Below are 13,851 nucleotides of genomic sequence, written 5' to 3' on the forward strand. Positions count from 1 at the left end.
GATGGAACTGAGTCAAGAACTGCTGGACAAGCTCCTCGCCGAGTCGCTGCGTGCGAGGGAGTTCTCCCATGCGCCTTACTCCAAGTACAAGGTCGGCGTGGCCATCCTGGACGAGCAGGATCGCATTCACATCGGCGCCAACATGGAGAACGCGTCCTACCCGCAGGGCTGGTGCGCCGAGCCTTCGGCGCTGACGGCCATGATCATGGCCGGCGGCAAGCAGGCCAGGGTGGCGATGGTGACGGGCCCCGGCCCGGGCATCATCACGCCCTGCGGCGGCTGCCGCCAGAAGCTGCGGGAGTTCTCCGTCCCCGAAGAGCTCGTCATCATTGCCGGCGATCCTGGCGGCATCCGCCAACGCTGGACCCTGGCCGAACTGCTGCCCCACAGCTTCGGGCCCTCCCATCTGAATTTCTGAGGTCTTCCATGATCGACAACAACAAGCTCGACGTCGCGATCACCGCGAGCGTCGACAAGCTGCAATCCCTGTACGGCAATGCCCCCGAAGTCGCCGTCGTGCTCGGCTCCGGCTGGGCCGGTGCCGTCAGCCATGTGCAGGACGCCAAGAACCTGCCCTATACCGAGCTGCCGGCCTTCCCCCAGCCCAAGGTCGAGGGCCATGTCAACGAGATCGTCGTCGGCAAGATCGGCGAGCAGCGCGTCATTTTCCTGCGCGGCCGCGCCCACACCTACGAGAGCGGCGACTGCACCGGCATGGCCGGCGCGCTGCGCACGCTGAAGCGCTGGGGCGTGAAGCTGGTGGTGCAGACCAATGCCTCGGGTTCTTTGCGCGGCCACATGCCGCCGGGCAGTCTGATGTTGATCGCTGACCACATCAACGCGCCGCAGCGCAGCCCGCTGGTGGGCGAGCAGGGCAGCCATCGCTTTGTCGACATGGTCAACGCCTATGACGGCGAACTGCGCAAGCACGCCCTGGCCTTGGCCAAGCGCGAGAACCTGATGCTCGGCGAGGGCACCTATTGCTGGGCCCTGGGCCCGCAGTTCGAGACCGCCGCCGAGATCCGCATGTTCGCCGCCTGGGGCGCCGATGCCGTCGGCATGAGCACCGTGCCCGAGACCATCCTGGCCCGCCACGCCGGCCTCAAGGTCATGGGTATCGCGCTGATGACGAACATGGCTGCCGGCCTGTCCGCCGAAGCCCTGACGCATGACCTGACGCTGAAGCAGGCGCAGATGTCGGGCGAGCGTGCGGCCTCTTTCCTGGCAGCGCTGATCGCCAGCTTCAAGGACGTCGCGCTGTGACCACCGATCTGAAGGCGGCGGCCCGTACGGCGCTGGCCTGCCTGGACCTGACCAGCCTGAACGACGCCGACACCGCCGCGGACATCGACGCGCTGTGCCAGCGTGCGCAGACGGCGCACGGCCAGGTGGCTGCCGTCTGCGTCTGGCCGCGCTTTGTCGCCCAGGCCCGGGCTGCGCTGCCGGCTTCGATCAAGGTCGCGGCCGTTGCCAACTTCCCGGATGGTTCGCTGGACCTGCAACGCGCGCTGGCCGATGTGGCCGAGATCGCCCAGGCCGGCGGCGACGAAGTCGACGTCGTGTTGCCCTACCGCGCGCTGATGGCCGGCCAGACCACCGAGGTCGCCGAGTTCCTGTCCGAGGTGCGCTTCGCCTCGCGCCCGCTGACGCTCAAGGTCATCATCGAATCCGGCGAACTGGCCACGGCCGAGCGCATCGCCCAGGCCACGCGCATGGCTCTCGCCGCGGGTGCCGACTTCGTCAAGACCAGCACCGGCAAGACCAAGACCGGCGCCACGCCGGAAGCGGCCGCGACCATGTTGAAGGAAATCGCCGCCAGCGGCTTGCCCGCCGCCGGCTTCAAGGCTTCCGGCGGCGTGCGCTCGGTGGTGGATGCCGCCGGCTATATCGCCCAGGCCGAAGCGGCTCTCGGCGCCGCCGCCCTCAACCCGCAGCGCCTGCGCTTTGGCGCCAGCGGCCTGCTGACCGACATCGAAGCCGTGCTCTGCGGCGCCCCATCCGCGGCCACAACCTCCGCGTACTGAACCATGCTTGCCCAAGAAATCATCCGCGCCAAGCGCGACGGCCAGGCGCTCGACGAAGCGCAGATCAACCACTTCGTCCGCGGCCTCGTCGACAACTCCTGGAGCGAAGGCCAGGTGGCTGCTCTCGGCATGGCCGTGTTCCTCAAGGGCATGGGCCGCGACGAAGCCGTGCTGCTGACCCGCGCGATGATGAATTCCGGCCGCGTCATGCGCTGGCCCGACATGCCCGGCCCGGTGCTGGACAAGCACAGCAGCGGCGGCGTGGGCGACAAGGTCAGCCTGATGCTGGCGCCCATGGTGGCGGCCTGCGGGGGCTATGTGCCCATGATCGCCGGCCGCGGCCTGGGTCATACCGGCGGCACGGTGGACAAGCTCGAAGCCATCCCGGGCTACACGACGACGCCCGACCCGGCGAGGTTCGACCAGATCGTGCGCAGCCTGGGCTGCGCCATCATCGGCCAGACGGCCGACCTGGCGCCCGCCGACAAGCGCTTCTACGCGACGCGTGACGTGACGGCCACGGTCGAGAGCGTGCCGCTGATCACCGCCAGCATCCTGTCCAAGAAGCTGGCCGCCGGCCTCGAAGGCCTGGCCATGGACATCAAGTGCGGCAATGGCGCCTTCGCCTCCACGCCCGAGTTCGCCAAAGAATTGGCCGAGAGCATCGTCGCCGTCGCCGGTGGCGCCGGCCTGCGCACGCGCGCGCTGATCACCGACATGAACCAGATCCTGGGCAGCGATGTCGGCAACTCCCTGGAAGTCATCGAGACCATCCGCTACCTGAAGGGCGAGCGTCGTGAGGCGCGCCTGCACGAGGTCACGCTGGCCCTGTGCGCCGAGATGCTGGTGCTGGGCGGCCTGGCTACCGACACCGCCGGTGCGCGGGTCAAGCTGCAGGCTGCGCTGGACTCCGGTGCCGCCGCCGAGAAGTTCGCCCAGATGGTCGTGGCCCTGGGTGGCCCGGCCGACCTGATGGAGCGCCCCGAGGCTTACCTCGCCGCCGCGCCCGTCGTGAAGCCCGTGGCCGCACCGCGTGCTGGCGTCATCACGACCATGTCGACCCGCGACCTGGGCGTCGCCATCGTCGAACTGGGCGGTGGCCGCCGCAAGGCCGGTGATGCCATCGACATGCGCGTCGGCTTCTCCGAGGTGCGCCCTCTGGGCACGCGCGTCGCCGCGGGTGAGCCGCTGGCGCTGATCCACGCGGCCGACGACGCCGCTGCCGATCGCGCCATCGCTTCGTATCTGTCTGCCTGCACGCTGGGCGATGCCGACGTGACGGCGACCCCCATGGTGATGGCCGAGGTGGGTTGATGAGCGACGAGCAAGACCCGCAGCAACCGCCGCGCCGGGCCATCAAGAGTTTCGTCACGCGCGCCGGCCGCATGGGCACGGGTCAGATCAAGGCCCTGGCCGAGCTGGGCCCGAAGTTCGTCCTGCCCTACAAGCCCGAGCGTCTGGACCCCGAAGTGGTGTTCGGCCGCAAGGCACCCCTGGTGCTGGAGATCGGCTTCGGCATGGGCGGTGCGACGGCCGACATCGCGACCACGCTGCCCGACCATGACTTCATCGGCTGCGAGGTCCACGAACCCGGTGTCGGCGCCCTGCTCAAGCTCATAGCCGAGAAGCAGATCCCCAATATCCGTATCGTCCAGCACGATGCGGTCGAGGTGCTGCGCGACATGGTCGGCCCCGGCGTGCTGGCCGGTGTGCACATCTTCTTCCCCGACCCCTGGCACAAGAAGCGCCACAACAAGCGCCGCCTGATCCAGCCCGAGTTCGTCGCCAAGCTGGTGCAACACCTGGCCCCCGGCGGCTATCTGCACTGTGCCACCGACTGGCAGCCCTATGCCGAGCAGATGCTGGAAGTGCTGTCTGCCGAGCCGACTCTGGCAAACACGGCGGCCGGCTATGCTGACAAGCCGGCCTACCGTCCGCTGACCAAGTTCGAAGCGCGCGGCCTGAAGCTGGGCCACGGCGTGTGGGACCTGGTGTTCCGCCGCAAGGCCTGATCGACCGCGCCGACCGACACAACCTGCCTCTTCACTTCGCGACTTCCATGCCCGCAATGATCCGTTCCCTCGCCGTCCTCTCGCTGTTCGCCGCCGCGGGCGCCGCCCAGGCCGCTGCCTACCAGGTGCCCGAGAACATCGGCTACAAGGACATCACCATCATCCAGAGCAATGTCGTCGACGAATGCAAGGAACTGGGTCGCCAGCTGTCGGCCTCGCTGGCCTCGGAGCTGACCAAGACCGGTGCGGAAGTCCAGCGCGTCACGGCCCTGGACGCCGCCGCCGGCCCGGTCATCGACATCAAGATCAGCAACCTCGTCAGCGCCGGCAACGCCTTCATCGGCCATCGCAAGTCGGCCAGCGTCTGGGTCGAACTGCGCCAGGGCAGCGAGGTGCTGGGGGCCAAGGGCTTCACGCGCGACACCATGGGCGGTGCCTTCGCCGGCTTCAAGGGCTCCTGCACGGTGCTGGAGCGGGCGGTGCTGGTGCTGGGCAAGGACGTGGCCCAGTGGACGCAGAGCATCCCGCTGCGTGGCACGGCTGCCGCTCCGGCCGCGGCCGCCAGCGCCCCCTGAGCCCCATGACGCCGAGGTGAAGGCCATGCAGGATCAGCCCACCAGCCCCATGCATGGCAAGCATGTGCTGCTCGCGATGACGGGCGGCATCGCCGGCTACAAGATCGCCGAGCTGACGCGGCTGTTCGTGAAGGCCGGCGCGACGGTGCAGGTCATGATGACCGAGGCCGCCGAGCAGTTCATCACTGCCGTCACCATGCAGGCCCTGTCCGGCCGCCCCGTCTACACCAGCCAGTGGGACGCGCGGCCCGACAACAACATGGCCCACATCAACCTCAGCCGCGAGGCCGATGTGATGCTGGTGGCGCCGGCGAGCGCCGATGCCATCGCGGCCCTGGCCCAGGGCAGGGCGGACGACCTCATCAGCCTGACCGCACTGGCCCGTCGCATCCATGAATGCCCGCTGCTGGTCGTGCCGGCCATGAACCGCGAGATGTGGGCCCATCCGGCCACGCAACGCAATGTGGCGCAGATCCAGGCCGATGGCGCCGCCGTCGTCGGCCCGGCCAATGGCGACCAGGCCTGTGGCGAGATCGGCGATGGCCGCATGCTCGAGGCGCAGGAGATCTTCGACGACGTCGAAGCCTTCCTGGCGCCCAAGCTGCTGGCTGGCAAGAAGCTGCTCATCACCGCCGGCCCGACGTTCGAGCCCATCGACCCGGTGCGCGGCATCACCAACCACAGCAGCGGCAAGATGGGTTTCGCCATCGCCCGTGCGGCTGCGCAGGCGGGTGCCGAGGTCACGCTGGTGGCTGGCCCCGTGCACCTGCCCACGCCGCGCGGTGTGCAGCGCATCAATGTGCAGAGCGCCCAGCAGATGTTCGACGCCGTGCTGCCGCTGGCGGCGCATCAGCATGCCTTCGTCGCCTCTGCCGCCGTGGCCGACTGGCGTCCGGCGCAGGCTCACGAGCACAAGATGAAGAAGGCCGAGGGCGGTGCGACGGCCCCGACCATCGCCATGGCCGAGAACCCGGACATCCTGGCCGCCGTCGCCAGGCTGCCCAAGCCGCCTTACTGCGTCGGCTTCGCCGCCGAGAGCGAGAAGCTGGCCGAGCATGCCGACGCCAAGCGCCGCCGCAAGGGCATTCCCCTCATCGTGGCCAACCTCGGTCCGGCCACCTTCGGCCGCGACGACAACGCGCTGCTGCTCATCGACGAGCAAGGGCAGCGCGAGCTGCCCCGCGCCGACAAGCTCAGCCTCGCGCGCGAGCTGATCCAAGAACTCTCGAAACGACTTTCCTGATGCACGCGATTGATTTGCAAGTGCTCGACGCCCGCATGGCCGAGCAGATCCCCGCCTACGCCACGCCCGGCAGCGCCGGCCTCGACCTGCGCGCCTGCCTCGATGAGGCCATCGTGCTGGCCCCGGGTCAGACGACGCTGATCCCGACGGGTCTGGCCATTCACATCGCCGACCCCGGCCTGGCCGCCATCATCCTGCCGCGCTCGGGCCTGGGCCACAAGCACGGCATCGTGCTGGGCAACCTCGTCGGCCTCATCGACAGCGACTACCAGGGCCAACTGATGGTCAGCTGCTGGAACCGCGGCCAGACCGAGTTCACCATCCAGCCCTTCGAGCGCATCGCCCAGCTCGTCATCGTGCCGGTCGTGCAGGCGACCTTCCGCCGCGTGAACAGCTTCGACGCGTCCGACCGCGGCGCCGGGGGCTTCGGCTCCACCGGCAAGAGCTGAATTCCGTTACTGAATCAGTTGAGGACAGAGCTCGCTGCGCGAGGTCTGTCCCGCAATCAATGAAGCTGCTCGTCCGGCGGTGCGCCGGTCTGCACCATGAAGATGGGCTCGCCGACCGAGCCAGCCTGGACCTCCTGCTCGGTGGCCGCGCGCACGTCCAGCAGCGTCAGGTGCATGCGCAGGCCGATGCCCGCCAGCGGGTGGTTGCCGTCCAGCACCACATGCTCGGGGTAGACCTCGGTGACCGTGTAGACCGCATCCTCGGGCATGCCTTCGGTGACGGCGCCTTCGGGCATGCCTTCGAACTGCATGCCGGGCTCGACATCTGACGGGAACAGGCCGCGCGCCTCGAAGCAGACCAGGTTGGAGTCGTAGTCGCCGAAGGCCTCTTCGGGCTGCAGGGCCAGGTCGGCCTGGAAGCCGACTTCCTGGCCTTCCAGCGCGGCCTCGACCTTGGCGAACAGGTCCTCGCCGCCAAACAGGAATTCCATGGGTTCGGCCAGCTCGTCGATGAGCTGGCCCTGGGCATCTTCGAGTCTCCAGCGCAGGGAGACGACACAGGGGCGGGTCACTTGCATGGCGGCAATTTTCCCACACCGCCCTCGGCACAATGGCCGCATGCAGATTGCCCTCCCCACCCCCATGCTCGCCGGCCTCAGCCCGGCGCAGTTCATGCGCAAGCATTGGCAGAAAAAGCCCCTGCTGGTGCGCCAGGCCTTTGCCGATGTCGCGCCGCCCGCGTCGCTGAAGGAGCTCGCCGCGCTGGCCGCGCGTGACGACGTCGAGTCCCGCCTCGTCACGGCCTTCGATGGCGACTGGAAGCTCAAGCAGGGCCCCATCGCCCGCCTGCCGGCCATGAGCAAGCCGGGTTGGACGCTGCTGGTGCAGGGGCTGGACCAGCACCTGGCCGAGGCGCGCGCCCTGCTGGACCTGTTCCGCTTCGTGCCCGACGCGCGCCTGGACGACCTGATGCTGTCCGTCGCCAGCGATGGCGGCGGCGTCGGCCCGCATTTCGATTCCTATGACGTCTTCCTGATCCAGCTTGCCGGCCGCCGCCGTTGGCGCATCGGCGCCCAGCGCGACGCGGTGCTGCGCGACGACGTGCCGCTGAAGATCATTGCCAACTTCAAGGCCGAAGAGGAGTTCGTGCTGGAGCCGGGCGACATGCTCTATCTGCCGCCGGGTTGGGCGCACGACGGCGTCGCCGTTGGCGCCGGCTGCATCACGGGCTCGGTCGGCTTTCGCGCCTCCAGCGTCGAAGGCATGGCGGCCGAATTGCTGCCGCGGCTGCTGGACGATGTCGACAGCGCCAGCCGCCTCTATGCCGACCCGCGCCAGGAGGCGAGCACCGAACCCGCCCGCGTGCCGGCCGCGCTGCTGGATTTCGCCCGCCGGGCCGTCGAGGCCGCGGTGCAGCGTCCCCAGGCGCTGGAGCGGGCCCTGGGCGAAGCCCTGACGGAGCCCAAGGCCACGGTCTGGTTCGAGCCGGGCGAGCCGCTGCCGGACGGGCAGGGCGCCGCGCTGGACCGCCGCAGCCGCATGCTCTACGACGCAGCCCATGTCTTCCTGAACGGAGAGAGCTTCCGCGCCGGCGGCCGTGACGCCGCGCTGATGCGCAGCCTGGCGGACAACCGCATGCTCAGCGCCGGCGAAGTCGCCCGCCTGTCGCCCGATGCGCGTGAACTCCTGGATCAATGGACCGAGGACGGCTGGCTTCAGCCGATGACGCCATGAACGCACAAAACTTTGCCGGCCGCGCCGAGTTCCAGCGCCTGGTCGTCGAGACCCTGGCCTGGGCCGCCGAGCAGGGCTGCCGCGAACTGCACGCCTGGGATGCCAGCTTCGAGGAGTGGCCGCTGTCCGACGCCGGTGCGCTCACCGCCCTGGCGGCTTGGGCCCGTCATGGCCGCCAATTGCATCTGCTGGCCCTGCAATACGACGACGTCCAGCGTCGCCACCCGCGCTTCGTGCGTTGGCGTCGCGACTTCGCGCATTGCGTCACGGCCCGGGCCGTCGAGCCCGAGCTGAGGCTGGAAGCGGCGCCGGAGAGCTTGCTGCTGGCTGTCGGTCCGGAGTCCAGCGTGACCCTGCGATTGTTCGACCGTCATCTATGGCGCGGCGAAGTCAGCCTGGATGCGGGCCAGCGCCTGCGCGGACTGGAATGGTTTGATGCCCTGGCACAACGTTCCAGCGATTCATTTGCGCCGACGACTTTGGGGTTGTGAGCGTTAGCGACATGCAAACCCCTATAATCACTGGCTAGGCGAGGGAAGCGCTCGAGGTTTTCCGCGTCTTGTTCTGTCGGGGTCGGCAGTCAGTGTGCAAAAAGCACTGGCGCACGACCCCAAAGTTATGGTGTGCACCGTCGTTTAAACGTTTGAGGACAAGTAATGAATAAGTCGATCCTGTTGGCCTCCCTGCTGGCTGCCGTTGCTCTGACCGCCTGCAGCAAGAAGGAAGAACCCAAGGTTGAGGCTCCGGCCCCCGTCGTCGCTCCGGCCCCGGCCGCTTCGGAAGCCGCTTCGGCTGTTGCCGACGCCGCTTCGGCTGCTGCTTCGGCTGTTGTCGATGCTGCTGCCTCGGCCGCTTCGAAGTAATCGCTTCGTCCCCACGGAAAGAGCCGTCGCTGCGCAAGCAGCGGCGGCTTTTTTCTTTTTTGCGACATTTTGACGGTCATTGCAGGCGCGGTTACAAAACTTTGCCTGGATGACTTGGCTGACCCGCTCAGCTCAGGACCATCCAGTCCAGGCCCAACTTGGGATGGGCGATGCGAATATCTGACTGAGCATCGCCCAGGGTTTGGGACAGGGCCTGGCGCGCCAGTTCGGGCGTGTTGTTGTGCTCACTGAGGTGGGCCGCCGCGATGGTCTTCAGCCCCCCGTGCAGGCAGCGCGACAGCAGGTCGGCCGCTGCGGTGTTCGACAGATGGCCGTGGCTGCCCAGGATGCGCTTCTTCAGCGCCGGGTGATACGGCCCGCTGCGCAGCATGCCTTCGTCGTGATTGCACTCCAGCAAGAGCGCCTGGCAGCCTGCCAGGGCTTGGGAAACGTCCGCGGGCGCGCATCCCAGGTCGGTGACGATGCCCAGCCGCAGCGCGCCGTCGTCCAGCACCAGTTGCAGCGGCTCGTTGGCGTCATGCGGCACGGCGAAGGGCCTCAACGCCATGTCGCCCAGCGGCATCGCGTCGCCGTCTTTTGCGATGCGCAGCAGGGCCGGGTCGAAGTCGGCGCTGCCAACTGCCCGCCAGGTACCGCGGCTCATGATGAGCGGCCGGCGGTAGCGCATGGCAAAGGCCAGCGCGCAACCGATGTGGTCGCCATGCTCGTGGGTGATGAAGATCGCGTCGACGTCCTCGGGCTCGCAGCTGGCGCGGTCGAGGCGTTTGACGAGTTCACGCACGCTGAAGCCGGCATCGACGAGCAGGCGGCTGCTCGTGATGCCCTGGCTGGCTTCGATCAGCGTGGCATTGCCGCCGCTGCCGCTGCCGAGGCTGCAAAAGCGCATCACGGCAGGACTTTCTCAGGAGAAGGAGGCGCCTTACTTCAGGTCGTCCATCAGCAAGCTGAGGATGCGCTTGGCATTGTCGTCAGAGATGGCCTGGCCACGATCGTCCAGGATGCGCACCGTGCTCTTGACGCCCTCGGCCTTGACCGAGACGCGGTAGCGAACTGGCGTCGAGGCCTTGGCGCCGAACAGACGCTGGAAGAAGTTGGGCTCGTCCTGGCCGGCCTTCTCAGGGTCGGCGTAGCGCAGGTAGAACAGGCCGGCGGCGCGGTCGCGGTCCTCGATGGTGAAGCCATGGCGGTCCAGCGACAGGCCGACCCGGCGCCAGGCGCGGTCAAAGCCGTCGTTGACGCTGAGACTGTCGGGCACCTCGGACAGCGGACGGCGGGCGGTCTGGCCCTCGCCACCCACGCGCATGGAACTGGGCGTGGTGGCCGCTGCAGGCGAGCCGGCGTCGGCAACAACCGCTTTGGCCGCGTCTTCCTTGCCGCCGAGCTTGAGCATCAGGCGCGACAGCATCTCGGCTTCGAGATAGGGGTCGGCCGGGCGGTTCTGCCAGGCGGTGGAATCGCGGCCCTGGGAGGTGTAGACCTCCTGCATGCCGCGGTGGGTGATGAAGATATCGGTGCCCGTCGCGCTGCGCTCGATGCGGGTGCGGTACATGTCGCGCTCACCGGTGGAGTACAGGCCGTCGAAGACCTTGCCGATGGTGGAGCGGATGAAGTCCTGCGGCAGCTTGGCGCGGTTCTCGCCCCAGTTGGTTTCCATGGTGCCGATCTCGGGCTGCTCCTTGACGACATCCAGGCCGCGCTCCTGCCAGAACGTGCGGATCTGCGGCCAGAGCTGCTCGGGCGTGGCCGAGGTGTGCAACCAGCGGTCGGTGCCGCTGCGCTCCAGGCGCACGTCGCCGGTGGCATTGGCGGCCACGCTGCCGGCCACCAGGGACTGGGCGTTGGTGGAGTTGGCCGGCTTGACGGCGGACAGGGCAGACGCCGTGATCGAGCCGCCCTGCACCTGGGCACGGTTGTCCTTGGCGAGCTGGGTCAGGTCGGGCGGAACGTCCAGGCCCTGGGTCTGGCGCGAGGCCGCCTTGTAGTCGACCTTGTCCGTCGAGAACATGCTGTCGATGGTGCTGCAACCAGCGAGCGACAGGACAAAGGCCGTGCAGGCCAGACGGGTCGCCGTGGGGCGGAGCGAGGAAACAGACATCACGCTGGAAATCTCCGGGGAACTAGAACGCCGGACAAGGCCGGCGCAGCCGCGCATTAGACCAGAGCCTTCAGAGCAATCCGGCTTCGACCATCGCCTGGCCGACACTGGCCTGGCCGGCAGCCGTCAGCGGCGTGATCGGCAGGCGCAGCGCAGCGCCGCAGCGGCCCAGGCGGGACAGGGCCCACTTGGCGGGGCCGGGGCTGGGTTCGCAGAACAGCTGCTTGTGCAGGCCGAGCAGCTTCAGGTGGACCTTGCGGGCCTCGATGGCATTGCCGTCGATGGCCAGGCGGCACAGCTCGGCCATCTCGCGCGGGGCGACATTGGCCGTCACGCTGACATTGCCGTGGCCGCCGAGCAGCATCAGCGCGACGGCCGTGCCGTCGTCGCCCGAGTAGACGTGGAAGCCCTGGGGCGCATGCTTGATCAGGAAGGCGGCGCGCTCGATGTTGCCGGTGGCCTCCTTGATGCCGAAGACACCGCGCAGGCCGGCGCAGCGCAGCGTGGTCTCGGGCGCCATATCGGCGACGGTGCGGCCCGGCACGTTGTAGAGCATCATGGGGATGTCCACGGCCTCGGCAATGGCCTTGAAGTGCTGGTAGATGCCTTCCTGCGAGGGCTTGTTGTAGTAGGGCACGACGGACAGGGTGCAGTCCGCGCCGACTTCCTTGGCATAGCGGCTCAGCTCGATGGCTTCTGCCGTGGAATTGGCGCCGGTGCCGGCCAGGATGGGAATGCGGCCCTTGGCATGCTCGACCGCGACGCGAATGATTTCGCGGTTCTCTTCCATGCTGACCGTGGGTGATTCGCCGGTCGTGCCGACGACGCCGACGCAGGCCGTGCCGGACTCGACATGCCAGTCGATCAGGCGGCGCAGGGCGGGGTAGTCGATGCTGCCGTCCTCGTTCATCGGGGTGACGAGGGCGACGATGCTGCCAAGGATGGGCTTCATGGTGGGACTGTCTGAAGGAATCTGTCGATTTTAGGCTGCCGGCGATGACCGGACGGCCGCAACGCGCTGCACGAATCTCGGGTTGACGCCTGCCTCGAACAGGTCTTCGTAAGCCACGATGCGCCAGCCCGCGCAGACGCGAAGCAGTTCACCCCGCTGCAGCAGGAAATCGGGGCGCGCCGGGCGGCCGATGGTCTGCTGGCCGTCGGCAAAGGTCTCCCAGATCAGCCAGCCGCCGGGTTTGACGGCGGCGCGGATGTCGTCGAGCAGCGGCCGCCACAGGTAGTTGCAGACGACGACGAGGTCGAACTGCTGCTGCGGGAAGGGCCAGGGGCCGTTCTCGATGTCGGCATCGACGATCTTTGCAAGGCTTTGCAGCGCTGCCGTGGCTGCGGCGTCACGGTCCACGCCGGTGACCTGCCAGCCGGCGTCCGCCAGCCAGCGCAGATTGCGGCCCGAGCCGCAGGCGACGTCCAGAGCCGTCCCGGGCGGCGTCGGCGCAAAACGCTGCAACCAGGCCGAAGGCGAGCCGCTCATCCGAAGCAGGCCCAGATCTGTTCGCTGAGCTGCACCATGACGGCAGGATGGCGATACGCCAGCGCCGTCACGGCGAGCACGGCGATGACCAGGCTTGCTCCGAGCCAGCGGCGCGCTTTCATGCCGGCTGCGCCCTCAGGATGGGCGCCTCGCGGACGGGCAGATTGGCCAGCATGGCCATCACGCCCAGCGCCACCGCCAGCCACCAGACGACGTCGTAGCTGCCGGTGGCGTCATAGAGCTTGCCGCCCAGCCAGACGCCCAGGAAGCTGCCGATCTGGTGGCTGAAGAAGACGAAGCCACCCAGCATGGACAGATGCTGGGCGCCGAAGATCTGCGCGACGACGGCATTGGTCGGCGGCACCGTGGACAGCCACAGGAAGCCGATGACGGCGGCGAAGACGTAGACGCTCAGAGGCGTCAGCGGCACCGAGATGAAGGTGACGATGGCCACGGCGCGCAGGCCGTAAATGGCCGACAGCAGATAGCGCTTGGGGAAACGCTGGCCCAGCATGCCGGCGGCATAGGTGCCGAAGATGTTGAACAGGCCGATCAGCATCAGGGCGCCGGTGGACACGCCGATGCCCAGCCCATGGTCCTTCAGATAACTCGGCAGGTGCACGCCGATGAAGACGACCTGGAAGCCGCAGACGAAGTAGCCCAGCATCAGCAGCTGGAAGCTGCGGTAGCCGAAGGCCTCGCGCAGGGCCTGGGCGATGCTCTGGTGGCCCGCTGTCGATGCCGCCAGATTGCGCTCGCGCACGCCCAGGGCCAGGGGTACGATGAGCAGGGCCGCGCCGGCCAGCAGCCACAGCGCACCCTGCCAGCCGAGGTGGCCGATCAGCCAGGTCTCGACGGGGATCATGACGAACTGGCCGAAGGAGCCCGCCGCGGCGGCCACGCCAAAGGCCCACGAACGCTTCTCGGGCGACACCGTGCGGCCCAACACGCCGTAGATGACGGCATAGGTCGAGCCCGACTGGGCGATGCCGATCAGGACGCCGGCGCTGAGGGTGAAGGTCAGCGGCTGGGCCGACACGGCCATCAACAGCAGGCCCAGCGCATACATCAGTCCGCCGGCGACCAGCACCTTCCAGGCGCCGAAGCGGTCGGCCAGCATGCCGGCAATCGGGCCGGCCGCACCCCAGGCCAGGTTCTGCACGGCCATGGCGAAGGAGAAGGTCTCACGCGTCCAGCCCCGCTCCGTGATGATGGGCTGCAGCCAGAAGCCGAAGCCGTGGCGGATGCCCATCGACATCGTGACGATGAGGGCGCCGCAGAGCAGCACCTGCTGGACCGACAGTCCGGTGGCAGTGGGACGGGGGGTGTTCATGGGGCGAATGTAG

Annotated in this window: 17 protein-coding genes; 10 read left to right on the forward strand and 7 right to left on the reverse strand. The window is 68.2% G+C overall.

The window, feature by feature from the left end:
* Window position 1: 1 nt before the first annotated feature.
* The 8 genes from cdd to dut are packed head-to-tail and all read left to right on the forward strand — an operon-like array spanning window position 2 to window position 6,303.
* Window positions 2-418, forward strand: coding sequence for a cytidine deaminase (gene cdd / locus AC3WOE_RS01385; RefSeq protein ID WP_492687708.1), 417 nt, complete (start codon window positions 2-4; stop codon window positions 416-418).
* Between the two features lie 8 nt (window positions 419-426).
* The gene (locus tag AC3WOE_RS01390; RefSeq protein ID WP_492687709.1) at window positions 427-1,263 is read left to right on the forward strand and encodes a purine-nucleoside phosphorylase; all 837 of its coding nucleotides are present in this window, start codon (window positions 427-429) and stop codon (window positions 1,261-1,263) included.
* Window positions 1,260-2,024 carry a deoxyribose-phosphate aldolase gene (gene deoC, locus AC3WOE_RS01395; protein WP_492687710.1) on the forward strand — a complete coding sequence of 255 codons (765 nt, stop codon included), beginning with the start codon at window positions 1,260-1,262 and terminating at the stop codon, window positions 2,022-2,024. The genes AC3WOE_RS01390 and deoC overlap by 4 nt, the downstream gene beginning before the upstream one ends.
* Window positions 2,025-2,027: 3 nt before the next feature.
* Window positions 2,028-3,338 carry a thymidine phosphorylase gene (gene deoA / locus AC3WOE_RS01400; protein WP_492687711.1) on the forward strand — a complete coding sequence of 437 codons (1,311 nt, stop codon included), beginning with the start codon at window positions 2,028-2,030 and terminating at the stop codon, window positions 3,336-3,338.
* The gene (trmB, locus tag AC3WOE_RS01405) at window positions 3,338-4,036 is read left to right on the forward strand and encodes a tRNA (guanosine(46)-N7)-methyltransferase TrmB (RefSeq protein WP_492687712.1); all 699 of its coding nucleotides are present in this window, start codon (window positions 3,338-3,340) and stop codon (window positions 4,034-4,036) included. Before deoA ends, trmB begins: the two co-directional genes overlap by 1 nt.
* Window positions 4,037-4,092: 56 nt before the next feature.
* Window positions 4,093-4,611: a hypothetical protein gene (locus tag AC3WOE_RS01410; protein WP_492687713.1), complete on the forward strand. Its 519-nt coding sequence runs from the start codon at window positions 4,093-4,095 to the stop codon at window positions 4,609-4,611.
* Window positions 4,612-4,636: 25 nt separating this feature from the next.
* On the forward strand, window positions 4,637-5,854 hold the full coding sequence (coaBC, locus tag AC3WOE_RS01415) for a bifunctional phosphopantothenoylcysteine decarboxylase/phosphopantothenate--cysteine ligase CoaBC (protein WP_492687714.1): 1,218 nt from the start codon (window positions 4,637-4,639) through the stop codon (window positions 5,852-5,854).
* Entirely contained in the window at window positions 5,854-6,303 is a 450-nt protein-coding gene (gene dut, locus AC3WOE_RS01420) for a dUTP diphosphatase (RefSeq protein WP_492687715.1), read from the forward strand. Before coaBC ends, dut begins: the two co-directional genes overlap by 1 nt.
* 56 nt (window positions 6,304-6,359) lie before the next feature.
* On the opposite strand, the gene AC3WOE_RS01425 is transcribed toward dut, so the two are convergent.
* Entirely contained in the window at window positions 6,360-6,881 is a 522-nt protein-coding gene (locus tag AC3WOE_RS01425) for an FKBP-type peptidyl-prolyl cis-trans isomerase (RefSeq protein WP_492687716.1), read from the reverse strand.
* Between the two features lie 40 nt (window positions 6,882-6,921).
* Here AC3WOE_RS01425 and AC3WOE_RS01430 point away from each other — a divergent pair, with 40 nt between their 5' ends.
* Entirely contained in the window at window positions 6,922-8,037 is a 1,116-nt protein-coding gene (locus AC3WOE_RS01430) for a JmjC domain-containing protein (RefSeq protein WP_492687717.1), read from the forward strand.
* Entirely contained in the window at window positions 8,034-8,528 is a 495-nt protein-coding gene (locus tag AC3WOE_RS01435; RefSeq protein WP_492687718.1) for a hypothetical protein, read from the forward strand. Before AC3WOE_RS01430 ends, AC3WOE_RS01435 begins: the two co-directional genes overlap by 4 nt.
* Before the next feature lie 499 nt (window positions 8,529-9,027).
* Here the strand turns inward: AC3WOE_RS01435 and AC3WOE_RS01440 are convergent, their stop codons facing one another.
* From AC3WOE_RS01440 to AC3WOE_RS01465, 6 genes are all read right to left on the reverse strand, one after another.
* Window positions 9,028-9,807 carry an MBL fold metallo-hydrolase gene (locus tag AC3WOE_RS01440; protein WP_492687719.1) on the reverse strand — a complete coding sequence of 260 codons (780 nt, stop codon included), beginning with the start codon at window positions 9,805-9,807 and terminating at the stop codon, window positions 9,028-9,030.
* Window positions 9,808-9,840: 33 nt separating this feature from the next.
* The gene (gene bamC / locus AC3WOE_RS01445; RefSeq protein WP_492687720.1) at window positions 9,841-11,016 is read right to left on the reverse strand and encodes an NlpB/DapX family lipoprotein; all 1,176 of its coding nucleotides are present in this window, start codon (window positions 11,014-11,016) and stop codon (window positions 9,841-9,843) included.
* Between the two features lie 70 nt (window positions 11,017-11,086).
* Window positions 11,087-11,968, reverse strand: a complete 882-nt coding sequence (gene dapA / locus AC3WOE_RS01450) for a 4-hydroxy-tetrahydrodipicolinate synthase (protein ID WP_492687721.1) — start codon at window positions 11,966-11,968, stop codon at window positions 11,087-11,089.
* 30 nt (window positions 11,969-11,998) lie between these two features.
* Window positions 11,999-12,505 (reverse strand): class I SAM-dependent methyltransferase, encoded by a 507-nt coding sequence (locus AC3WOE_RS01455; RefSeq protein ID WP_492687722.1) that lies wholly within the window; start codon window positions 12,503-12,505, stop codon window positions 11,999-12,001.
* Window positions 12,502-12,627, reverse strand: a complete 126-nt coding sequence (locus tag AC3WOE_RS01460) for a hypothetical protein (RefSeq protein ID WP_492687723.1) — start codon at window positions 12,625-12,627, stop codon at window positions 12,502-12,504. The genes AC3WOE_RS01455 and AC3WOE_RS01460 overlap by 4 nt, the downstream gene beginning before the upstream one ends.
* Window positions 12,624-13,838, reverse strand: a complete 1,215-nt coding sequence (locus AC3WOE_RS01465; RefSeq protein ID WP_492687724.1) for an MFS transporter — start codon at window positions 13,836-13,838, stop codon at window positions 12,624-12,626. The genes AC3WOE_RS01460 and AC3WOE_RS01465 overlap by 4 nt, the downstream gene beginning before the upstream one ends.
* Window positions 13,839-13,851 lie beyond the last annotated feature (13 nt).

Source organism: Roseateles sp. FW305-36, assembly GCF_058787015.1.